Annotated in this window: 19 protein-coding genes; 14 read left to right on the top strand and 5 right to left on the bottom strand. The window is 72.1% G+C overall.

Annotated elements, in window-relative coordinates; all coding sequences use genetic code 11:
• The first annotated feature begins 14 nt into the window (after window positions 1-14).
• The 5 genes from aroH (at window position 15) to der (ending at window position 4482) form a co-directional block, all read left to right on the top strand.
• Window positions 15-383 (top strand): chorismate mutase, encoded by a 369-nt coding sequence (aroH, locus tag AC4OXY_RS15215; RefSeq protein ID WP_071375886.1) that lies wholly within the window; start codon window positions 15-17, stop codon window positions 381-383.
• Window positions 380-1465: a prephenate dehydrogenase gene (locus AC4OXY_RS15210; protein WP_356022613.1), complete on the top strand. Its 1086-nt coding sequence runs from the start codon at window positions 380-382 to the stop codon at window positions 1463-1465. The genes aroH and AC4OXY_RS15210 overlap by 4 nt, the downstream gene beginning before the upstream one ends.
• 102 nt (window positions 1466-1567) lie before the next feature.
• The gene (cmk, locus tag AC4OXY_RS15205) at window positions 1568-2263 is read left to right on the top strand and encodes a (d)CMP kinase (protein WP_356022611.1); all 696 of its coding nucleotides are present in this window, start codon (window positions 1568-1570) and stop codon (window positions 2261-2263) included.
• 59 nt (window positions 2264-2322) lie between these two features.
• Window positions 2323-2910: a lysophospholipid acyltransferase family protein gene (locus AC4OXY_RS15200; protein WP_356022695.1), complete on the top strand. Its 588-nt coding sequence runs from the start codon at window positions 2323-2325 to the stop codon at window positions 2908-2910.
• A gap of 78 nt (window positions 2911-2988) precedes the next feature.
• The gene (gene der / locus AC4OXY_RS15195; protein WP_491994064.1) at window positions 2989-4482 is read left to right on the top strand and encodes a ribosome biogenesis GTPase Der; all 1494 of its coding nucleotides are present in this window, start codon (window positions 2989-2991) and stop codon (window positions 4480-4482) included.
• Between the two features lie 61 nt (window positions 4483-4543).
• Here der and AC4OXY_RS15190 read toward each other — a convergent pair whose 3' ends face one another.
• Together AC4OXY_RS15190 and AC4OXY_RS15185 are read right to left on the bottom strand one after the other, a co-directional pair.
• Window positions 4544-4948 carry a hypothetical protein gene (locus tag AC4OXY_RS15190; protein WP_071382313.1) on the bottom strand — a complete coding sequence of 135 codons (405 nt, stop codon included), beginning with the start codon at window positions 4946-4948 and terminating at the stop codon, window positions 4544-4546.
• Window positions 4949-5030: 82 nt separating this feature from the next.
• Window positions 5031-5816, bottom strand: coding sequence for a DUF8842 C-terminal domain-containing protein (locus tag AC4OXY_RS15185; protein ID WP_071375881.1), 786 nt, complete (start codon window positions 5814-5816; stop codon window positions 5031-5033).
• 538 nt (window positions 5817-6354) lie between these two features.
• Here AC4OXY_RS15185 and AC4OXY_RS15180 point away from each other — a divergent pair.
• Together AC4OXY_RS15180 and AC4OXY_RS15175 are read left to right on the top strand one after the other, a co-directional pair.
• On the top strand, window positions 6355-7077 hold the full coding sequence (locus AC4OXY_RS15180) for a transglycosylase family protein (RefSeq protein WP_376289105.1): 723 nt from the start codon (window positions 6355-6357) through the stop codon (window positions 7075-7077).
• 339 nt (window positions 7078-7416) lie between these two features.
• Window positions 7417-7632, top strand: a complete 216-nt coding sequence (locus tag AC4OXY_RS15175) for an I78 family peptidase inhibitor (RefSeq protein WP_491994063.1) — start codon at window positions 7417-7419, stop codon at window positions 7630-7632.
• 118 nt (window positions 7633-7750) lie between these two features.
• Here AC4OXY_RS15175 and AC4OXY_RS15170 read toward each other — a convergent pair whose 3' ends face one another.
• Both AC4OXY_RS15170 and AC4OXY_RS15165 read right to left on the bottom strand, forming a co-directional pair.
• Window positions 7751-8782, bottom strand: coding sequence for a phosphatase PAP2 family protein (locus tag AC4OXY_RS15170; protein ID WP_356022599.1), 1032 nt, complete (start codon window positions 8780-8782; stop codon window positions 7751-7753).
• A gap of 237 nt (window positions 8783-9019) precedes the next feature.
• Window positions 9020-10204 (bottom strand): mannosyltransferase family protein, encoded by a 1185-nt coding sequence (locus AC4OXY_RS15165; RefSeq protein WP_491994062.1) that lies wholly within the window; start codon window positions 10202-10204, stop codon window positions 9020-9022.
• A gap of 271 nt (window positions 10205-10475) precedes the next feature.
• Between AC4OXY_RS15165 and AC4OXY_RS15160 the strand changes: the two genes are divergently transcribed.
• Window positions 10476-12086 (top strand): MFS transporter, encoded by a 1611-nt coding sequence (locus AC4OXY_RS15160; protein WP_491994061.1) that lies wholly within the window; start codon window positions 10476-10478, stop codon window positions 12084-12086.
• Between the two features lie 100 nt (window positions 12087-12186).
• The gene (locus AC4OXY_RS15155) at window positions 12187-13380 is read left to right on the top strand and encodes an acyl-CoA dehydrogenase family protein (protein WP_356022591.1); all 1194 of its coding nucleotides are present in this window, start codon (window positions 12187-12189) and stop codon (window positions 13378-13380) included.
• 67 nt (window positions 13381-13447) lie between these two features.
• Here AC4OXY_RS15155 and AC4OXY_RS15150 read toward each other — a convergent pair whose 3' ends face one another.
• Window positions 13448-13885, bottom strand: coding sequence for a cell division protein SepF (locus tag AC4OXY_RS15150; protein WP_356022589.1), 438 nt, complete (start codon window positions 13883-13885; stop codon window positions 13448-13450).
• Window positions 13886-14153: 268 nt separating this feature from the next.
• Between AC4OXY_RS15150 and AC4OXY_RS15145 the strand changes: the two genes are divergently transcribed.
• The 5 genes from AC4OXY_RS15145 to AC4OXY_RS15125 all read left to right on the top strand — a co-directional run bounded on the left by AC4OXY_RS15145 (window position 14154) and on the right by AC4OXY_RS15125 (window position 20881).
• Window positions 14154-15266 carry a DUF5685 family protein gene (locus tag AC4OXY_RS15145; protein ID WP_356022586.1) on the top strand — a complete coding sequence of 371 codons (1113 nt, stop codon included), beginning with the start codon at window positions 14154-14156 and terminating at the stop codon, window positions 15264-15266.
• A 414-nt stretch (window positions 15267-15680) separates the two neighbouring features.
• Entirely contained in the window at window positions 15681-17438 is a 1758-nt protein-coding gene (locus tag AC4OXY_RS15140) for an FAD/NAD(P)-binding protein (RefSeq protein WP_491994060.1), read from the top strand.
• A 53-nt stretch (window positions 17439-17491) separates the two neighbouring features.
• A complete protein-coding gene (locus AC4OXY_RS15135) occupies window positions 17492-18409 on the top strand; it encodes an LLM class flavin-dependent oxidoreductase (protein WP_491994059.1) in 918 nt (305 codons plus the stop codon).
• Window positions 18410-18588: 179 nt separating this feature from the next.
• A complete protein-coding gene (locus tag AC4OXY_RS15130; protein ID WP_376289094.1) occupies window positions 18589-19488 on the top strand; it encodes a S1 family peptidase in 900 nt (299 codons plus the stop codon).
• A 310-nt stretch (window positions 19489-19798) separates the two neighbouring features.
• Complete coding sequence (locus AC4OXY_RS15125; RefSeq protein WP_376289092.1) at window positions 19799-20881, top strand: S1 family peptidase; 1083 nt, start codon at window positions 19799-19801, stop codon at window positions 20879-20881.
• Window positions 20882-21032: the final 151 nt, after the last annotated feature.

Below are 21032 nucleotides of genomic sequence, written 5' to 3'. Positions count from 1 at the left end.
CAAGGAGCAGCGCCGTGGCGGTACGAGCGGTCCGTGGGGCCGTCCAACTGGAGCGGGACGAGGCCGCGCACATGGACGAGCAGGTCGCAGCCCTGCTCACCGCCATCCTGGAGCGCAACGAACTGACCGCCGACGACCTGATCAGCATCTGGTTCACGGCCACCCCCGACCTGCACAGCGACTTCCCGGCCGCCGCCGCCCGGGGGCTCGGCAGCCACTTCGCCGACGTACCCCTGATCTGCGCCCAGGAACTGGACGTCGCCGGTGCCATGCCCCGGGTCGTCCGGGTCCTCGCCCACGTCGAGTCCGACAAGCCGCGCGCCGCCATCGCGCACGTCTACCTCGGCGCCGCGGCCGCCCTGCGCAAGGACATCGCCCAGTGAGAAGCGCACTCGTCATCGGCACCGGCCTCATCGGCACCTCCGCCGCCCTGGCCCTCACCCAGCGCGGCGTCACCGTCCACCTCGCCGACCACGACCCCGGCCAGGCCCGCACGGCCGCCGCGCTGGGCGCCGGCACCGACGAGGCCCCCGACGGACCCGTCGACCTCGCGATCGTCGCCGCCCCGCCCGCCCACGTCGCCGCCGTGCTCGCCGACGCCATGCGCCGCGGCGTGGCCCGCGGCTACCTCGACGTGGCCAGCGTCAAGGGCGCCCCGCGCCGCGAGCTGGAGGCGCTCGGCCTGGACCTGTCGGCGTACATCGGCAGCCACCCCATGTCCGGCCGGGAGAAGTCGGGCCCGCTGGCCGCGACCCCCGACCTCTTCGAGGGCCGCCCCTGGGTGCTCACCCCGACCCGGGACACCGACACCGAGGTGCTGAACCTCGCCCTGGAGCTGGTCTCGCACTGCCGGGCCGTGCCGGTCGTCATGGACGCCGTCGCCCACGACCGCGCCGTCGCCCTCGTCTCCCACATGCCCCAGCTGGTGTCCAGCATGGTCGCCGCCCGCCTGGAGCACGCCGAGGAGGCCGCCGTACGGCTGTGCGGGCAGGGCATCCGGGACGTGACCCGGATCGCGGCCTCCGACCCGGGCATGTGGATCGACATCCTGTCCGCCAACCCCGGACCGGTCGCCGACCTGCTCGCCGACGTCGCCGCCGACCTGGACGAGACCGTCGAGGCCCTGCGCGCCCTCCAGTCCTCCGACGACGCCAAGCGGCACGAGGGCACCGCCGGCATCGAGGACGTGCTGCGCCGCGGCAACGCCGGCCGGGTGCGGGTGCCCGGCAAGCACGGGTCCGCGCCGCGGGTCTACGAGGTCGTGGCGGTCCTGATCGACGACCAGCCGGGACAGCTGGCCCGGATCTTCGCGGACGCGGGAGCGGCCCGGGTCAACATCGAGGACGTCCGCATCGAGCACGCGACGGGACAGCAGGCCGGTCTGGTGCAGCTGATGGTGGAGCCCAAGGCGGTACCGGTGCTGAGCGCCGCGCTGCGGGAGCGCGGCTGGGCGCTGCGGCAGTAGCGGGCGCGCGCGTCCGGACGAGTGACCCGCACCCAGTAACCTTGTGCAGGGCGCACTCGCTCCCCGCACCCCGCCCGCACCGCACCAGGAAGGTGTCCCTCCGTGGAAAACGGCGCCGCCCCGACCGCCAAGCCCGTGATCGTCGCGATCGACGGCCCCTCCGGCACGGGCAAGTCGAGCACGTCGAAGGCCGTGGCCGCCCAGCTCGGTCTGAGCTACCTGGACACCGGCGCCCAGTACCGGGCGATCACCTGGTGGATGGTGACCAACGGCATCGACCTGGAGGACCCGACCGCCGTCGCCGCCGTGGCCGGCAAGCCGGAGATCGTCTCCGGCACCGACCCGGACAAGCCGACCATCACGGTCGACGGCGTGGACGTGGCCGGCCCGATCCGCACCCAGGAGGTCACCTCCAAGGTCAGCGCGGTGAGCGCGGTGCCCGAGGTGCGCACCCTGATCACCGAGCTCCAGCGCTCGATCGCCGGCGGCGCGGAGCGGGGCATCGTGGTCGAGGGCCGGGACATCGGTACGACCGTCCTGCCCGACGCCGACCTGAAGATCTTCCTCACCGCCTCCCCGGAGGCCCGCGCGGCCCGCCGCAGCGGCGAGCTGAAGGGCTCCGACGTCCACGCCACCCGTGAGGCGCTGATCAAGCGGGACGCGGCCGACTCCTCGCGCAAGACCTCGCCGCTCGCCAAGGCGGACGACGCGGTCGAGGTGGACACCACCGAGCTGACCCTCGCCCAGGTCGTCGAGTGCGTCGTCACCCTGGTCGAGGAGAAGCGGGCGGGGAAGTGAGCGAGCCGGTTCCCTCCGTAAGGGGCGCCGAGGTCGGGCGGCGCATCGGCGTCGGCCTGATGTACGGGCTGTGGAAGCCGCGGGTGCTCGGCGCCTGGAAGGTGCCGGCCGCCGGCCCGGTGATCTTCGCGGTGAACCACTCCCACAACGTCGACGGCCCGATGGTCATGGGCGTGGCACCCCGGCCGACGCACTTCCTGATCAAGCAGGAGGCGTTCGTCGGCCCGCTGGGCTCCTTCCTGACCGGCATCGGCCAGCTGAAGGTGGACCGCACCACCGCCGACCGCACCGCCATCACCCGCGCGCTCGGCGTGCTGGAGGCCGGCGGCGTGCTGGGCATCTTCCCGGAGGGCACCCGGGGCGAGGGCGACTTCGCCTCGCTGCGCGCCGGGCTCGCCTACTTCGCCGTACGCAGCGGGGCGCCGATCGTGCCCATCGCCGTACTGGGAAGCGCAAAGACGCCCGGCCGGCTGATAAAGGCGCTGCCCCCGCTGCGCTCCCGTGTCGACGTCGTCTTCGGCGACCCGTTCGACGCGGGCGACGGCAGTGGGCGGCGCACGCGCAAGGCGCTGGACGAGGCGACCGAGCGCATCCAGAAGCAGCTCACCAGCCACCTGGAAAACGCCAGGCGCCTGACCGGGCGCTAGGTGACACTTGAGTAGTGGATCAGCCCAGGCTGGGCCGGTCCACCGATCACCACGAATGAACGACGAGGTACGGACTTCATGAACGACGACATCCAGCCCGACGGCTCGGCCGCGTACGAGGACGCGCACGAGTACGACCACGGGGCTCTCGGCGACGCCGAGTACGCGGAGTTCATGGAGCTCGCCGCGGAAGAGGGCTTCGACGTCGAGGACGTCGAGGGCGCCATCGAGGCGGCGGGCCACGGCCCGCTGCCCGTGCTCGCCGTCGTCGGCCGCCCCAATGTCGGCAAGTCGACCCTGGTGAACCGGATCATCGGCCGCCGCGAGGCCGTCGTCGAGGACAAGCCCGGTGTCACCCGCGACCGCGTCACCTACGAGGCCGAGTGGGCCGGGCGCCGCTTCAAGGTCGTCGACACCGGCGGCTGGGAGCAGGACGTCCTCGGCATCGACGCCTCCGTCGCCGCCCAGGCCGAGTACGCGATCGAGGCGGCCGACGCGGTCGTCTTCGTCGTGGACGCCAAGGTCGGCGCGACCGACACCGACGAGGCGGTCGTCCGGCTGCTGCGCAAGGCCGGCAAGCCGGTCGTGCTGTGCGCCAACAAGGTCGACGGCCCGAGCGGCGAGGCCGACGCGGCCTACCTGTGGAACCTCGGCCTCGGCGAGCCGCACCCCGTCTCCGCGCTGCACGGCCGCGGCACCGGCGACATGCTGGACGCCGTCCTGGAGGCGCTGCCCGAGGCGCCCGCGCAGGGCTTCGGCACCGCGATCGGCGGCCCCCGACGCATCGCGCTCATCGGCCGCCCGAACGTCGGCAAGTCCTCCCTGCTGAACAAGGTCGCCGGCGAGGAGCGCGTCGTCGTCAACGAACTGGCGGGCACCACCCGCGACCCGGTCGACGAGCTGATCGAACTCGGCGGCGTCACCTGGAAGTTCGTGGACACCGCCGGCATCCGCAAGCGCGTCCACCTCCAGCAGGGCGCCGACTACTACGCCTCGCTGCGCACGGCGGCCGCCGTGGAGAAGGCCGAGGTCGCGGTCATCCTGATCGACGCCTCCGAGAACATCTCCGTGCAGGACCAGCGGATCGTCACCATGGCCGTCGAGGCGGGCCGCGCGGTCGTCCTCGCCTTCAACAAGTGGGACACCCTCGACGAGGAGCGCCGCTACTACCTGGAGCGCGAGATCGAGACCGAGCTGGGCCAGGTCGCCTGGGCCCCGCGGGTGAACGTCTCGGCGCGCACCGGCCGGCACATGGAGAAGCTGGTCCCGGCGATCGAGACCGCCCTCGCCGGCTGGGAGACCCGCGTCCCCACGGGCCGGCTGAACGCCTTCCTCGGCGAACTGGTCTCGGCCCACCCGCACCCGGTCCGCGGCGGCAAGCAGCCCCGCATCCTGTTCGGCACCCAGGCCGGGACCAAGCCCCCGCGCTTCGTCCTCTTCGCCTCCGGCTTCATCGAGGCGGGCTACCGCCGCTTCATCGAGCGCCGGCTGCGCGAGGAGTTCGGCTTCGAGGGCACCCCGATCCACATCTCGGTGCGGGTGCGCGAGAAGCGCGGCCAGAAGAAGAAGTAACCGCCGTACGGCAAGGGCGGCCCCCCGACCGAGAAGGCCGGGGGGCCGCCCTTGCCGTACCTCACGCGCCCTGGCGCGGTCCCGGCGGCAGGGCCGGGGCGACGTAGTGCATCCCGGTGTCGTGCGGGTGGGGCCGCCCGATCGTGCCGATCCGCTGCCACTGCGACTGCTGCCGCGCGCTGTAGGCCCCGGCGCTGTAGGCGCTGTACGAGCTGCTGAACGACCCCGCCCGTGGACCCCCGTACGAGCCTGTCACGCCTGGGAGTTCACCGAAGGGACTGAACCTCAGCCCCTCCTCCCCGCTGCGGTCCCCCGGCAGCGTGCGGAAGGACTTGACCCATTCCGCGTAGAGCATGTCGTAGATGGGCGTGGCCGAACCCCCCACGGCCCCGTCCTGCGCCAGCCGGGCTGACGGAACGGAGACGAAGGAGGTTCGGCGAGGGGGTGGAGTGTCGTATGCGTGCACGTATGTCCAAACGACCGGGACCCTGAAGAGATGCGGTTCTGTGATCTCCCGAGGTGCGCGGGGCTGCCCCCTGGGGAGAACGTCACGTACCGGCGAGAGGCAGAGCGGCAGCGACCAGCTTGCCCACCGCCGCCGCCTTGTCGAGGGACTCCCGCAGCAGGTCCTCCCGCGGCTGCCGCCCGATCGACCCCACCGGCGCCGCGAACATGAGCACCTGCTGGTGCTTGTTGGCCGCGGCCCGCCAGCTGTCGGTCACCTGGAGCGGCTGGTGCGCCTGCCACCAGGCCACCGGCTGCCCGCCGTTGGCCGAGGGCTGGAGCACCGCGTGCAGCTGGCCCATGGCGAGCAGCACCGACCAGCCGTGCAGCACCGGCGGCACGGACGTCAGCTCGGTCACCGGCGTGAACCCCTGCTCGATGAGCAGCGGGAGGAAGTCGTCGCCGGGCCCGGTGGTGCCCGGGCGCACGATCGGTGTCGTCGGCTCGACGACGAGCGCGGGGTGCAACTCGCCCTCGATCAGCACGAGTCCGCTGGTCACGCCGAGCACCGCCTGCTCGGGCACGGCCTTCGGCGGCTCGCCCGCGCCGGGGGCGACCCCGCCGATGGACCGGACGGCGCCCTGGAGCTGCTCCTCGGTGACCTGGACGACCTGCGAGGGCAGGCAGCTGGCGTGGGCGAAGGCGAGGACGGCGGTCTCGTCCCCGACGAACAGAACGGTGCTGGTGCGCTCCTGTCCGGAGTCGCCCGGGGTGCGGCAGGAGGTGCAGTCGTAACTGCCCGGGGTGTTCTCGTCGGCGAGCAGCCGGTCGGCTTCTTCGTCGCCGATCTCGGCGCGTACCTCGTCACTGACGTCGAGCATGCGCGGCACGGGGGCTCCCTCGGGATGCGTGCTGGGTCGGCCGGGTGGCTCCCGGCCGATGAGCCCCGGGGTTCCGGGCTCATGAAGAAGACAACGGGCGTCCTGTGGTGGGAGTCACGCCCCGGCAGGAACCGGTTCGCATCAACCACCGCACACGGTCACGAGACGTGCGGAATCGGCCACTCACCGTCAACTCCCCGCCCAGTCAAGGAGCTTGAACGGGTGAAGTGAATCACGTTTGACTTCGGTTACTGGTCGAAAAATCAGGAAATCCAGGGATGTAGTGGGTGGCCTGAATTCGCCGCTACCTGCGGTAACAGCCAACTGGCCTGGAAGGACAGGGAGTTGGTTGATTTCAGCAGGTCACCCTCCATACATTCCTCCGCCGTGTGCAACGAGCACCGCTCGGGAACGTCCACCGCCCGGCACCGGCAGCAGCACCGCCGGTACCGGTCCGGGGCGGACGGGGCGGACACGAGGAACCGCGTTCATGCGCGGCGAGACGTGCTCCGCCGGGGGGACCCCGGGTTCGTGGAGAGGGAATTACATGTCCGAGTGTGCCGATACCACCCGCAACGCCGCCCGTCACGACGGCACCCGCAAGGGCCGTACGACGGCCGCGCTCGCCGGAGCCGCGCTGCTCGCCCCGCTGGGGCTGCTGGCCGCGACCGGCAACGCCGCGGCGGCGGACAGCGGGGTGTGGGACCGCATCGCCCAGTGCGAGAGCGGCGGCAACTGGCACATCAACACCGGCAACGGCTACTACGGCGGGCTCCAGTTCTCCGCCTCGACCTGGCGCGCGTACGGCGGCTCCGCCTACGCCGCGACGGCCGACCAGGCCTCCAGGAGCGCGCAGATCGCCGTCGCCGCCAAGGTCCAGCAGGCCCAGGGCTGGGGTGCCTGGCCGGTCTGCTCGGCCCGCGCCGGCGCCTTCGGCGCGGTCCCCGCGGCCGACCGCACCGGTTCCTCCGGTTCGGCCTCCGGTTCGGCCTCCGGCTCGGCCGGCTCCAAGGGCGTGACGACGAAGTCCGCCCCGACCAGGTCCACTCCGGCACCGTCCGCTCCGGCGCGGACGGCGGAGCGTCCGGCGGCCCAGACGGGCCGCAGCGGCTCCCCGGAGGGTCGCGACTACCTCGTCCGCGAGGGTGACACCCTGAGCGCGATCGCCGTCGCGCACGGGACCGACTGGCAGCGGATCTACGCCGCCAACAAGAAGGTCATCGGCGACGACCCGAACCTGATCGTGCCCGGCCAGCGCCTGGCGCTCTGAGCGCCGAGCACCGCGCGGGACAGCCGCCGCCCACCGAGGGCGGCGGCTGTCCCGCATCCGTGCCGTGGCCCGCCGCGTGTGCTGGTTCCGTGAAATTCCTATGCGGCGTCAGCTGCCCGGGTATCGCACGGGATTGCCCGGGGAATGCCGTTCGTGCACCGTTCCCGTTCCCCACCACGGGCCTTTCCGTGGCTAATTCGAAGCGGTCCGGCGGACGGTGTGAATTCTGTTCGATTGACCGGGTGAGCCGGGCGGAAACCCTCGTACGTGTGACCCGGGAAGCTGTGACAGAAGTGTGACCCGGGGCAGATCTTCCTCTTACCTTGCTAGCTTGGTGGTATGGCACCGATTCCCACTCCGCCCGCGGAGCCCCAGGACAGTCCGGACGGGTACGTCGGCCTCGACGCCGCCGACGCCGAGCGGCTCGCTCGGCAGCGCGGCTGGGCGACGGTGCGGCCGCTGCCGCCGGGCGCGGTCATCACGATGGAGTACCGGGTGGGGCGGCTGAACTTCGAGGTGCGCGACGGCCGGGTGGCCCGCGCCTGGAAGGGGTGACCGCCCCGTCGACGGCGCGTACGTACGGCAAAGGCCCCGCTCCCGATGAGGGAGGCGGGGCCTTTCTCGTGCGTGGCGGCGGGGGTGTGCGTACCGGACCCGCCGCCGGACCGGGCCGTCAGCCGCCGGTGAGGGGGCGGGCCGGCTGGGTCGTGCCGCGCGGGACACGGTGGTCGGTGTGCGGCGGGCGGCGACTGCCCGCCGGGGTGACCGGAGTGCGCTCCGAGCGGGTCGTGTGCGGCCCCGGGGCCAGGTGGGCGAGCCCCCGGGAGGCACGGGTCGAGGCGACCGGCTCGCGGGCCGGCGACGGCTGCTCGGACCGCGGGGCGCTGCGCGGCTTGAGCACCACCGGGGTGACCGGGACGGCCGGTTCGGCCACCGGGCGGCCGCGGCGGGCCCGCCAGCGGTCGCGCAGGTCGAACAGCCAGTCCTCGGTGCGCGCGATCGGCGGCTCGAACCACGGTAGCGCGAGCAGGATCAGCAGGCCCGCGGCCCAGCCCAGCAGCACATCGCTCAGCCAGTGCGTACCGAGGTAGACGGTGGTCATGCCGACGCCGAGCGAGGTGATCGCGGACAGTGCCGACAGCCAGCGGCGCGCCCGTGGAGTGGAGGCCAGATACGCCAGGATTCCCCATGTCACGACCGCGTTGGCGGTGTGGCCGCTGGGAAATATATCGCCGCCCCTCATCATCTCGTTCGAGCCGATCACGGTCGCGTAGTGCGGACCGAGGCGCCCCATCCCGTACTTGGCGGCGCCGACCGTGATGTTCAGCAGCAGCAGCGAGGTGGCCAGGGTCAGCAGCGGGCGCAGGGTGTGCTGCCGCCAGGAGCGCCAGCCGAGCCAGGCCGCGACCATCACGGCGGTGGGGCCGCGCTGGCCGAGCACCACGTAGTAGTCGAGGAAGGCGTGGATCTGCGGCCACTGCTGGTACGGCCGGAAGAACATGACCTGCCAGTCGAGCCGGACCAGCCAGGACGTGATCACCACGGCCCACACGATCGCCAGGTAGAAAGCCAGGGTCGCCGTGAACAGCACGACCCGGTGCCGGCTCATCCTCGGCACATCGATGTGGGCCGGTCGTTCCGGCTCACGGTCGAGTCTGGCGAACACCCGGTCCAGACGCCGAGTGAGGTTTCGTTCGGTACGCACCCAATCGACGTTACAGCGAGTGAGGTGTGAACCCCGTCGAAACTGCGGCTTTGTGATGACGATGTGATGTGGCAAACCTCTCAAGCGTGGCTCGAATTCCGGGGATTCCGGAATCCGGTGAGATCGCCGTCTTCAATTCCTTTGATCGTTCCGGGTGTTGTTTATATGGCGCTTATAAATGCGTTAACCGGGTCCTGGTGCGGAATTCTCCGGAGCGTCACCGCCCGAAGAAGTCGATCATGGTGGACCGGAGCCGTTCAGCCAGAACGCCCCGTAGATCGCCGAAACGACCGCCAAACCCACGGTGACCAGCGCGGACTTGGCGGTGCGCGGCCGGGCGAGGGCGCGGGCGAGCGGCAGCAGCAGCGGGAACGCGGGCAGCAGCAGCCGGGGCTTGGAGCCGAAGTAGCTCGACGCGCACAGGGCGAGTGCGAGCACGACACTCGTGTACACCAGCAGGGCGACGGGCTGGCGCTGCCGGACGCCGACGACGTGGAGCCACAGCAGCAGGGCGACGCCGACGATCAGGCCGACACCGGCGAGCGCGGACGGAAATGACGTGAACTTGTCGGCCACGAAACACGCGAAGGCGTAGCCGCCGTCGAACCCGTTGCGCCAGCCGGCCTGCACGTCCAGATACCCGAGCGGGCCCTTGCCGGTGCGGTGCCCCACCCAGAGGACGTAACCGGCGGCGCCGAGCGGGGCCAGCAGCATGCCGAGGGCGCGGCGCCGGGCGGGGACCTGCGGGCCCGGCCCGCCGTGCTCTCCCGCGCGCTCACGGCGGTCCCGCACGAACGACAGCACCCCCACGACCCACACCGCCGCGACCACCGCCGCCCCGACCGGCCGGGTCATCCCCGCCAGCGACGCGAGCAGCCCGGCGCTCACCCAGCGCCCGGCGAGCAGCGCGTACAGCGACCAGGCCGCCAGCGCCGTGAACAGCGACTCGCTGTAGGCCATGGACTGCACGATCCCCACGGGCAACACCGCCCACAGCAGTACCGCGCAGACCCCCGCCCGGGCGTCGTACACCCGCTCCGCGACCGCGAAGATCCCCGCCGCGGCGGCCAGTGAGGCGAGCAGGCTCACCGCGAAACCCGCGTCCGCGTACGACAGCGGCGAGAGCGCGTGCAGCAGCCGCTCCAGCCAGGGCAGCAGCGGGAAGAAGGCCAGGTTGGAGTGGACGTCGCCGTTCGGCAGCCGCACCTCGTAGCCGTAGCCCAGCTCGGCGACGCGGGTGTACCAGAGGGAGTCCCAGCGCGCGGTCAGGAGGCCGTACGCGCTCTTGCCGCGCGCGGCGCTCCACACCGCCAGCGCCACCAGCCCCAGGGCGCGCACCGCCGCATAGCCCAGCAGGGCGGGCACGGCCCGGCGCAGGAGGGGGGCGCGGGTGCCGCCCGCGCGTATGTCAAGAACGGTCACGGGCTCGATTATCGGACGACCGCGGAACCGGTCCCGCCCCCGGGGCATAGAGGTTGTTTCGGTCAAGAGGGGGTGAAGTGGCATACGCCACACGGGTCCGGTCGGGCGTGTGAGAGGTCCGCCACGTGTGCCCGAGACGGACTCGCGTACGCTGACGAGTCACCCGCGTGGGTTCGAGCGGGCCGGAGACACCGCTCCTCTCCGGTTCAGCGACAGGGAGTCCCCACCCGTCGGTCCGCCGCACGCGAGGGATCAGCTGGGAGGTACACGCATGTCCGGTACGACCTCGGCTGCCGTGCGGCCGCGCCGCCGGGCAGCCGGAGCCGGTGCCAACCGCTGGGTCGTGCTCGTCGTCCTCTGCGTCAGCCTGCTGCTCGTCGCCCTCGACGCGACCGTGCTGCACGTGGCGGTCCCCGCCGTCACCGAGGACCTCAGGCCCGGCGCCGTGGAACTGCTCTGGATCGTCGACGTCTATCCGTTGGTCTGCGCCTCGCTGCTGATCCTCTTCGGCACGCTCGGCGACCGGATCGGCCGCCGACGCGTCCTGCTCCTCGGCTACGGCCTCTTCGGCGTCGCCTCCGCCATGGCCGCCTTCGCGCCCACCGCCGAGACCCTGATCCTCGCCCGCGCGCTGCTCGGCGTCGGCGGCGCCATGATCATGCCCGCGACCCTGTCGATCCTGCGCCAGGTCTTCCCCGACCGGCGCGAGCGCGCGCTCGCCATCGGCGTCTGGAGCGCGGTCGCCGCCGTCGGCGCGGCGGTCGGCCCGCTGCTCGGCGGCTTTCTGCTGGAGCACTTCTGGTGGGGCGCGGTCTTCCTCGTCAACATCCCGCTGATGCTGGTCAGTCTGCCGGTCGGCCGCATCCTGCTGCCCGAGTCCCGCGGCGACCGCAGCGGCCCCTGGGACGTCGGCGGTGCCCTGATGGCGGCCGGCGGCCTGTTCGGTGTCGTCCTCGGGGTGAAACGGCTGGGCGGGGGAGAGGCCCCGGCGAGCCCCTTCACCGTGCTGCCGCTGCTGATCGGCGCGGCGCTCCTCGTCCTCTTCGTACGGCGCCAGCGGCGGCGGCTCCATCCGCTGGTGGACCTGCGGATGTTCCGCCGACCCGCGTTCAGCACCTCGGTGGGCTGCATCGTGCTGGCGATGCTCGCGCTGGTCGGCCTGGAGCTGATCGCCGCGCAGTATCTGCAACTGGTCCTCGGGCTGTCGCCGCTGCAGACCGGCCTGCGGCTGCTGCCGCTCACCGTCGCGGCGATGGCGGCGGGCCTGGCGGGCGCGCGGCTGCTGCGCCGCTTCGGGCCGCGCCGCATGGTCTGCGTCGGCTTCCTGCTGACCGCCGCCGCCGTCCTCACGCTCACGGCGATGGGCGCCGACGACAACGCGCCGCTGCTGCTGTCCGGGTTCGTGCTGCTCGGCTTCGGCCTGGAGACCACGCTCTTCGGGGCGTACGAGTCGATGCTCAGCGAGGCCCCGGCGGACCAGGCCGGCGGCGCGGCGGCGGTCGGCGAGACGTCGTACCAGCTCGGCGCCGGCATCGGCATCGCCCTGCTCGGCAGCGTGATGAACGCCGCCTACGCGCCAGGGCTGCGGTCGGTGCCGGGTGTGCCGCGGCACACCTCGCGCGCGGCCGGGCACTCGCTCGGCGAGGCCTACGACCTGGCCGACCGGCTCGGCGGCGACGCCGGGGCCGCGCTGCGGCAGGCCGCGCGGGACTCCTTCGTGCACGGGCTGCATGTGACGCTGCTGGTGAGCGCGGGGCTGTTGCTGCTGGGCGCGGCGATGGCGCTGCGGCTGCCGCGGGTCATGCACTGCGCCGCCGAGGCCGTGACGACGGTGGAGCTGCCCGCGCCGAGGGAAGTGGCCGAGTCCCGGGTCTCGGCCTGACGTCCTGCCCGACGTACTGGACGTGCGGGACACCGCACCGTAACGTCTGCGGCAAAATGTGACTAGCAGCGCTAGTTTTCTGTGTGCCGGAGGGTTTCCCATGTCCGCGTCCTCGAAGTTGCCCCCCTTCGATCCCGCCGACCCGCTCGGGATCGACGACCTGCTGGAACCCGAAGACCTCGCCGTGCGGGACACCGTGCGGGCCTGGGCGGCGGACCGCGTGCTGCCGTACGTCGCCGAGTGGTACGAGAACGGGGAACTGCCCGGGATCAGGGAACTCGCCCGCGAACTCGGCACGATCGGCGCCCTCGGCATGTCCCTGACCGGATACGGCTGTGCGGGCGCGACGGCCGTGCAGTACGGCCTGGCCTGTCTGGAGCTGGAGGCGGCCGACTCCGGCATCCGCTCCCTGGTCTCCGTGCAGGGCTCGCTCGCCATGTACGCGATCCACCGGTTCGGCAGCGAGGAGCAGAAGCTCCGGTGGCTGCCCAGCATGGCGGCCGGCGAGGTGATCGGCTGCTTCGGACTCACCGAACCCGACCACGGCTCCGACCCCGCCTCGATGCGCACCCACGCCAAGCGTGAGGGCGGGGGAGACTGGGTGCTGAACGGCCGCAAGATGTGGATCACCAACGGCTCGGTCGCCGGGGTGGCCGTCGTCTGGGCGCAGACCGAGAACGGCATCCGCGGCTTCGTCGTCCCGACCGACACCCCCGGCTTCTCGGCCCCCGAGATCAAGCACAAGTGGTCCCTGCGCGCCTCGGTCACCAGCGAACTCGTCCTGGACGACGTACGGCTGCCCGCCGACGCCGTACTCCCGGAGGTCACCGGACTGCGCGGCCCGCTCAGCTGTCTGTCCCACGCGCGCTACGGCATCGTCTGGGGTGCGATGGGCGCGGCGCGCAGCAGCTTCGAGGCGGCCGTCGACTACGCGAAGTCGCGCGAGCAGTTCGGGCGGCCCATCGGCGGCTTCCAGCTCACCCAGGCCAAACTCGCCGACATGGCGGTCGAACTGCACAAGGGAATCCTGCTCGCCCACCATCTGGGGCGGCGGATGGACGCCGGCCGCCTGCGTCCCGAGCAGGTCAGCTTCGGCAAGCTCAACAACGTCCGCGAGGCCATCGAGATCTGCCGTACGGCGCGGACGATCCTCGGTGCCAACGGGATCTCCCTCGAATACCCCGTGATGCGGCACGCGACCAACCTGGAGTCGGTGCTCACCTACGAGGGAACCGTGGAGATGCACCAGCTCGTGCTGGGCAAGGCGCTCACCGGGCTCGACGCCTTTCGGTGAGCCCGCCGTCCGGTGAGCCCCTGCCGGAGGCGGGGCTCGGGAGGCAGGGCCGGTGAGCGGCCCTGCCTCAGCTCTGGTTGAAGAACCCGTCCTCGCGGCGTGCCGCCGGCTCACCGCTGATGATCTCCGTGTTCGACGGCGTCAACAGGAACACCCGCGTCGCCACCCGCTCGATCGTGCCGTGCAGACCGAAGGTCAGCCCCGCCGCGAAGTCCACCACGCGCTTGGCGTCGGCCGGCTCCATCGCCGTGAGGTTCATGATGACCGGGACGCCCTCCCGGAACAGCTCGCCGATCGCCCGGGCGTCCCGGAAGCTGTCCGGGGTGACCGTGCCGATCCGGTGGCCCTTCTCTTCGGCCGTGTCCGTGGCCACCTTCACCCGGGGGTCCGTGACCCAGGCGTCCCCGGACTCGGTGCCCTCGGAGTACTCGTCGTCGTAGTAACGCTCGTCATCGTTGTCGTCGACGAGGCCGAGCCACGCACTCGCCTTGCGTACCGATCCCATGGACGCCTCCTCTCACAGCAGGCTTTCTCGCTTTCCGCACCCCTATGGTCATCCATGATGCGGACGGTGCGCCAAGTGGATAGACGCCGCGCGGGGGGTTTGTGACGGTACTGGTGCACAGCCGATCCGTCGAGAGCCCTTGTGCCCCAAGGCTCCAGCCACATATGGCTGCTGACTGTGAGTGAAATATGATCGTCGGCGGCGGATGGGTGAGCGTCACTGCGTACGGGTGAACACCAACGCCGCACCACAAAACGGGGGATCGGCAGTGTTCGGAATCGTCAGACCGTGCTCGCACCGGCTCGGTGAACGCCTCAAAGCCGAGTGGATGGCGCACTTGTGCGGGCTGTGCCTCGCGCTGCGCCGCGACCACGGCCAGTTCGCGCGCATCGTGACGAACTACGACGGGCTGCTCATATCGGTTCTGACGGATGCTCAGGCCGGTCCGGCCGAGGGTTCCCGGCGCACGGCCGGACCGTGCGCGCTGCGCGGGATGCGGACCGCGTCCGTCGCCCGGGGCGAGGGCGCGCGGCTCGCCGCGGCCGTCTCGCTGGTGCTCGCCGCGGCGAAGGTCCGCGACCATGTCGCCGACCGGGACGGGCTGCTGGCCCGCAGACCGGTGGCCGCCGCGGCCCGCCGGGTCGCCGCGGGCTGGGGCCGGGCCGGTGCGCGCGGCGGCGGTGCCGTCGGCTTCGACACCGGCGTCCTCGTCGAGGCCGTCGACCGGCAGCTCGGCCTGGAGACCCTCGCCGGGTACGGCACTCCGATCCTGACGGTCACTGAGCCGACCGAGACCGCGACGGCGGCGGCCTTCGCGCACACCGCGGTGCTGGCCGGCCGCCCGGACAACGCGCGGCCCCTGGCGGAGGCCGGGCGCCTCTTCGGCCGGCTCGCGCATCTGCTGGACGCCGTGGAGGACCAGGAATCCGACGCCCTGTCGGGCGCCTGGAACCCGCTCACCGCCACGGGCACGTCCCGTGCGGAGGCCCGCCGGCTCGCCGACGACGCCCTGCACGGCATCCGGCTCGCCCTGCGCGACGCCGAGTTCGCCGACGGCGAGCTGGTGCATCTGCTGCTCGTGCACGAGTTGCGGCGGTCGGTGGACCGGGCGTTCGGCCCGCATGACCCGCGACAGCCCCCTCGCCCGCATCCGCACCAGCCCAAGGCGCCGCGGGGGTTCCTGCCCGGCTGCGGGGCGTTTCTCCTGGTGTGCTGCACCTGCCAGATGTGCTGCGCGGACGAGTACGAGGGTCCCTGGTCGCGGAAGAAGCGGGAGGGGTGCTGTTCGGACTGTGACTGCGACTGCCCGTGCGACGGATGCGACGGGTGTGACGGCTGCTGCGACGGATGCGACTGCTGCTGCCCCTGTGACGGGTGCTAGCAGCGAGAGGCGCGAGGGGAGGGGGTGCGTGAAGGCGTGGAGAGAGTGCGGAGAGAAGAGAGGACGCGAGTACGCCCGTTCGCGGCGGGCGCGCGCAGGGGGTCAGCTCAACAGGAACAGGACCACACGCGACCGAAGTCGATGTGGGAGCGGGTGACCAGCCACTGCTGTGGATGCATGGGGCAAGTGGAACAGGCATCCGGTTCCGCGTCAACTGACGTGAGACGTACGGCTCACAGTACGGACAGCCTTGACAGAGTGTGGAAACGCCCACGTACTCTCGACGGACGGCCCTGCTGAGGGGCTCGGCCGTGTGAAGGCACCGACCTGACTCTTCGCGTCACGGAGCCTTCGCATGCCATTCGACATCCTCGCCACCGTCCAGCACGACGAACTCGGCGCGGAGCGTGCCCGATGAGGCCGCAGCTGGTGATCGTGGGAGCCGGCCCGCGCGGGACCGGCCTCCTGGAGCGCATCGCGGCCAACGCCCCCGAGCTGTACGCCGACACGGGCCTGGACATCCATCTGGTCGACCCCCACCCGCCGGGCGGCGGCCGCATCTGGCGCCAGGCGCAGTCGCCGCTGCTGTGGATGAACTCGCACGCCGAGGACGTCACCATGTTCACCGACGACACCGTGGCCATGGACGGCCCGGTGCGCGAGGGCCCCACCCTGCACGAATGGGCCGGACTCGACGGCGGCACCTTCGCCGACCGGCAGCTCCAGGGCCGCTATCTGCGCCACGTGTACGAGCGCGCGCTGGCCGAACTGCCCGAGGGCATCACCGTCCACCACCACCCCCGGCGCGCCCTGCGGGTCAGCGGCCCGCGCGACGGGCGCCAGCAGGTGTGGCTGGCGGGCCGGTCCCGCCCCCTCCTCGCCGACCTGGTGATCCTCACCCTCGGCCACCTCGACGCCGAACTCGACGACGAGCAGGCCGCGTTGGCGGCGCACGCCCGCGAGCACGGCCTGGTGCACCTGCCGCCCGACTTCACCGCCGACACGGACCTGTCCCCGCTGCGCCCCGGCGAGCCCGTGCTCGTGCGCGGCTTCGGTCTCGCCTTCGTCGACCTGATGGTCCTGCTCACCGAGGGCCGCGGCGGCCGGTACGAGGGCGACACCTATCTCCCCTCGGGACAGGAGCCGGTGCTGTACGTCGGTTCGCGGCGCGGAGTGCCGTACCACTCGAAGATCGGCTACGAGTGGACCGGCGACCGGCCCCCGCTGCCCCGCTTCTTCGGCCCCGCCGAGGTCGAGGAACTGCTCGCCCGGCCGGCCGGCCTCGACTTCCGGCGCGACGTGTGGCCGCTCGTGGAGAAGGAGCTGGGCTTCGCCCACTACCACCGGCTGTTCACCGCCCACGCCGGACGTACGGCGATGGCCTGGGCCGACTTCGAGGAGAAGTACGCGGCCGCCGCGGGCCCCGCCGAGATGCGGGCGCTGGTCGCCGCCGCCGTACCGGACCCGGCCGACCGGCTCGACCTCGGCGCGCTCGACCGTCCGCTGGAGGGAGTGCGGTACGCGTCGCACGAGGCGTACCAGGAGGGGCTGCGCGGGTACGTGGAGAATGACCTGATACGACGTCATGATCCCTCGCACAGCGCGGACTTGGGGGTGTTTCTCGGTCTGCTGTCCGTCTACGGACAGATGGTGCGGCTCGGGAGCACCGGGTCCTGGTGGCACGGGTTCTTCAGCTATCTGGCGTCCGGCCCGCCCGGACCCCGGCTGCGGCAGATGCTCGCGCTGTCCCGGGCGGGACTGCTCCGCTTCGTCGGCGCCGACATGACCGTGCGGGCCGAGGACGGGGTGTTCCGGGCCGCCAGTCCCACCGTGCCGGGCTTCTCCGTCGAGGCGCGGGCGCTGGTCGAGGCCCGGCTGCCCGACCCCACCGTCGGACGGGCCCGCGACAGTCTGCTGCGCGAACTGCACGCCGACGGCGCCGCCGAGAACCCCGAGGGACTGCTCCGGGTCGACCGCGGGGACGGCCGCGTCCTCGACACGGCCGGGCGCCCGCATCCCCGGCGCTTCGCGCTCGGCCCGTACACCGACGCCCGTACCTCCGGCGCCTTCACCCGGCCGCGCACCGGCGGGCCCGCGTTCCGGCAGAACGACGCCACCGTCCGGGCGGCGCTGGGAATGCTGCGGAGCCTGGCCGGGCGGGCCGCCGCCTGAGCCGGCTGCCCCGACCCGCTAGCGACCGTCAACGACCAGTAAGGGAACCCTTCATGAGTGTCATGGCCGCGGGCCGGTACCGGCCGGGGCTGCTGCACCTCGCCGCCGGCATCGATCTGCCGGGCTCCTTCGACGCCGGGGCCTACCTCGAACTGGCCCTGCTCGCCGAGCGGGGCGGGCTGGACTTCGTGACGCTGGACGACCCCCTCGGCCGGCCCGGGCCCGACGCGCTGGACGTGCTGTGCCGGGTGGCGCCCGCGACCCGCCGGATCGGCCTGGTCCCGACGGTTCCCGCCGCCCGCGCCGAGCCCGTCCGGGTGCGGGACGCCGTGGTGACGCTGGACTGGGTCAGCGGCGGGCGGGCCGGCTGGAGGGGCGATGTGTCCGGGAAGCAGGGGGAGGCGGAGGAAGGGGAGTCGTTGCGGGGGTGTTGCGTGCGGGTGGTCGACGCCACCGAGCGGCACGGCCGCGCCGTCGCCGCCCGGTGCGCGGACGTGGCCCTGGTGCGGGTCTCCCGTCCGCAGGAGGCCGCCGTCGTCCGTGCCGAACTGCGGGAGCTGGCCGCCGAGTCGGGGCGCGCGCCGGACGCGCTGCGGGTGCTGGTGAGCCTGCTGATCGACCTCGGCGACGGGGAGTACGCCGCCGAGCCCGGATCCGGCGGCGGAGGCCCCCGGCCGACCGTGCGCGGCCCGCTGTACCGGGGCGGACCGGTCGACCTCGCGGAACTGGTCGCCGGCTGGCACGCCGACGGTGCCGCCGACGGCTTCCACCTCGTGCCCGTCGAGCCGCGCCGTGACCTGGAGCGGCTCGTCAACGGCACGGTGGGGCTGCTCCAGCACCGCGGCCTGTTCCGCACCTTCTATCCGGGCAGCACGCTGCGCGACCACCTCGGGCTCGCCCGGTCCGCTCGGCAGTACGTCATGACCGGGGGAACGCCGGACGGCGCACCGGAGGGGCGGAGCGCCGTGTAAAAGCGGTTTAAATTTCTACGGCTGAAAGGCGCCCTTGTGGCGACCGGTCGTTCGGCCGAATACTCCCCCTCAGCGCTTGTCGGGGGCATGTGTGTTCGGAATCCCGGGCCTGTCCCTGGCTGCGCCTCACGGGCCCCGACCCCACGCGGGCCCCCGACTTCCCTTGGAGGGAACGAAAAGTGAGGATCAAGCGCACCACTCCCCGCAGCGGTACGGCGAGACGGACCCGGCTGATCGCCGTGGCGACCGGTTTCCTGGCCGCAGCGGCGTTCGCCGCCCCCACCGCGAACGCCAGCGACGTCCACACGTTCAGCGCGACCCAGCTCACCAGGGCGAGCGACTCCGTCCGCCAGGCCGACGTAGCCGGTACGGCCTGGGCGGTCGACAGCAGGACCGGACATGTCGTGGTCACCGTCGACAGCACCGTGTCCCAGGCCGAGATCGCCAGGATCAAGCGGCAGGCCGGTGCCGAGTCGGACGCGCTCACCATCAAGCACACCCCGGGCAAGTTCAACAAGCTGATCACCGGTGGCGACGCCATCTACGGTGGTGCCTACCGCTGCTCGCTCGGGTTCAACGTGCACAGCGGCAGCACGTACTACTTCCTCACGGCCGGCCACTGCGGCCAGGTCGCCTCCACCTGGTACAGCAACTCCAGCCACAGCACGGTGCTCGGCACCAATGTCGGCTACAGCTTCCCGGGCAATGACTTCGCGCTGGTCCGCTACACCAACTCGGCCGTCGCGCACCCCAGTTCGGTGGGCAGCCAGTCCATCACGAGCGCGGCCACGCCGTCCGTGGGCACGACCGTCTACCGCCGGGGTTCCACCACCGGTACGCACAGCGGGCGGGTCACCGCGCTGAACGCCACCGTCAACTACGGCAGCGGGGACATCGTCTCCGGGCTCATCCAGACCACCGTCTGCGCCGAGGGCGGCGACAGCGGCGGTCCGCTGTACGGCGGGTCCGTGGCGTACGGGCTGACGTCCGGTGGCAGTGGTGACTGCACCTCCGGCGGTACGACGTTCTTCCAGCCGGTGACCGAGGCGTTGAGCTACTACGGGGTCACGCTGCCGTAGCGTCCCTGGTTCCGGTTCCGGCTTCGGCTTCGGTCTCCAGAGCCCCCGCGGGCGTCCCGCCTGCGGGGGCTCTGTTTCGGCCATCACGCTCCGAGCAGTGCTACTCGCTCGTAGTGTTTGCAGTGCGAACCTCCTGGCGTGACGGTGGACGGTCGAAGCGGTGGGGTGCGCGGGGCTTCTCCGTGCGCGTCCTGAAGTCAACCTTGTGTGCTCCCTGTGCCGTTCGGAAGAGTGGGCGCTCGTCAACCAGCCTTCCGGCCCGTCCAGGTCCCCACAGCCCGCGGGCCGTCCCCCCACAGGAGGACGTGAGTTGAAGCACCGACGCATATCCGGGCGGCGGGCCGCCGTGGCCGGCGCGGGAATCGCTGCGCTGGTCGCCGCGGGTGTCACCTTGCAGAATGCGAACGCCAGCGAACCGGTGAAGTCCGCTCCGGAGGCGCGAGTTCTCTCCGCTCCCGCGGCTGGAAATCTCGCCTCCACGCTGCTGAGCCATCTGGGCTCCGATGCCGCCGGGAGTTACTACGACGCCCGGGCGAAGAGCCTCGTCGTCAACGTGCTCGACCAGGGGGCCGCCCGGACGGTCGAGGCGGCGGGCGCCAGGGCGAGACTCGTCGGCAACTCGCTCGCCGCACTCGACGGCGCGCGGACCACGCTGAAGAAGGACGCGACCATCGCCGGTACGTCCTGGGCGACGGACCCGGTCAGCAACAAGGTCGTCGTCACCGCGGACAAGACGGTGTCCGGGGCGCAGTGGGCCAAGCTGGGCAAGGTGGTCGACGGGCTCGGCGCAAAGGCCGAACTGAAGCGGTCGAAGGGGGAGTTCAAACCCTTCATCGCCGGCGGTGACGCGATCAGCGGGTCGGGCGGGCGCTGCTCGCTCGGGTTCAACGTGGTCAAGGGCGGGCAGCCGTACTTCCTGACCGCCGGGCACTGCACGGCGGACATCTCCGCCTGGTCGGACGCCGGCGGCAAGGAGATCGGGCAGAACGCCGAGTCGCACTTCCCGGGCACCGACTTCGGGCTCGTCAAGTACACGGCGGACGTCGCGCACCCGAGCGAGGTCGACCTGTACGACGGGTCCACCCAGAAGATCACCGGGGCCGCCGAGGCGACGGTGGGGATGAAGGTCACCCGCAGCGGGTCCACCACCCATGTGCACGACGGGACGGTCACCGGGCTGAACGCCACCGTGAACTACCAGGAGGGGACCGTCAGCGGGCTCATCCAGACCGATGTGTGCGCCGAGCCCGGTGACAGCGGCGGGTCGCTGTTCTCCGGGAGCAACGCCATCGGGCTGACCTCGGGGGGCAGCGGCGACTGCACCTCCGGTGGTGAGACGTTCTTCCAGCCGGTCACGGCGGCCCTGTCGGCCACCGGGGCGCAGATCGGCTGATTCGTACTTCTCGCGGAGCCCCGTCCCCCGGGTGGTGGGTGGCGGGGCTCCGGCATGCCCCGCGGTCCTGGCGGGCGGGCGTTTGTGCAGGTGGGAGGCGATCGAACGGATGTCGTACACACGTTCGAGAATGGAGGTATGGTGGGGGTGG

This window comes from Streptomyces sp. HUAS MG56 (genome assembly GCF_058673395.1).
This window is presented reverse-complemented; position numbering and strand designations above follow the sequence as displayed.

Excerpts from the sequence above, each read along its gene's own strand:
- AC4OXY_RS15150 (WP_356022589.1), bottom strand. The coding sequence starts at position 13,885 with ATGGGATCGGTACGCAAGGCGAGTGCGTGGCTCGGCCTCGTCGACGAC.
- AC4OXY_RS15155 (WP_356022591.1), top strand. The coding sequence starts at position 12,187 with ATGTCCGCGTCCTCGAAGTTGCCCCCCTTCGATCCCGCCGACCCGCTC.
- AC4OXY_RS15135 (WP_491994059.1), top strand. The coding sequence starts at position 17,492 with ATGAGTGTCATGGCCGCGGGCCGGTACCGGCCGGGGCTGCTGCACCTC.
- AC4OXY_RS15140 (WP_491994060.1), top strand. The coding sequence starts at position 15,681 with ATGAGGCCGCAGCTGGTGATCGTGGGAGCCGGCCCGCGCGGGACCGGC.
- AC4OXY_RS15180 (WP_376289105.1), top strand. The coding sequence starts at position 6,355 with ATGTCCGAGTGTGCCGATACCACCCGCAACGCCGCCCGTCACGACGGC.
- der (WP_491994064.1), top strand. The coding sequence starts at position 2,989 with ATGAACGACGACATCCAGCCCGACGGCTCGGCCGCGTACGAGGACGCG.
- AC4OXY_RS15200 (WP_356022695.1), top strand. The coding sequence starts at position 2,323 with ATGTACGGGCTGTGGAAGCCGCGGGTGCTCGGCGCCTGGAAGGTGCCG.
- AC4OXY_RS15175 (WP_491994063.1), top strand. The coding sequence starts at position 7,417 with ATGGCACCGATTCCCACTCCGCCCGCGGAGCCCCAGGACAGTCCGGAC.
- AC4OXY_RS15160 (WP_491994061.1), top strand. The coding sequence starts at position 10,476 with ATGTCCGGTACGACCTCGGCTGCCGTGCGGCCGCGCCGCCGGGCAGCC.